The organism is Meridianimarinicoccus marinus, from assembly GCF_040689105.1.
Lineage (GTDB): Bacteria > Pseudomonadota > Alphaproteobacteria > Rhodobacterales > Rhodobacteraceae > Meridianimarinicoccus > Meridianimarinicoccus marinus.
Window position 1 is genome coordinate 1 of sequence record NZ_JBFBVU010000096.1, and the last position, 490, is coordinate 490.

Sequence of the window (490 nt, forward strand, 5' to 3'; positions counted from 1 at the left end):
CAGAAAGCTCGCACGGATCGCCGCCGACAGCTCTCCGTCGTGGATAGACCGGTCGCTACGTGGCCGTGTCAGCCAGGCATGAAAGCCGCTTCGTGACACACCGAGCGCGTCACACATCCAACTGACTGGCCAGACCCCTCGGTGCTTCGCCACAAACCCAAACATCACAGCTGGTCCTTGGCAAAGTAGGCGGCCGCCTTTTTCAAGATATCACGCTCCGCCTTCAGCTTGGACACCTCACGTCGAAGAGACCTGAGCTCTTCTTGCTCTGGCGACAGCTTGCCATTTCCGGGGAACGCCGCGGGGCCGTCAGCCTCTGCAGCACGCACCCACCTCCGGAGCACAGTGGCATGTCTTCCAAGATCCCTCGAAGCCTGCGCCGCACTGACACCACGCTTCGTCACCAACTCCACCGCCTCCTGCTTGAACTCGCGGCTGAACATCCTTCTTGTCATGTAGATTCTCCAGTTTCATAAACACCTTATCTCGG

At 59.4% G+C, this 490-nt stretch carries 1 pseudogene; it reads right to left on the minus strand.

Features of this window, described 5'->3' with window-relative positions:
• Positions 1-455, minus strand: a pseudogene (locus AB0T83_RS20335) (transposase); the annotation flags it as partial.
• Between the last annotated feature and the right edge of the window lie 35 nt (positions 456-490).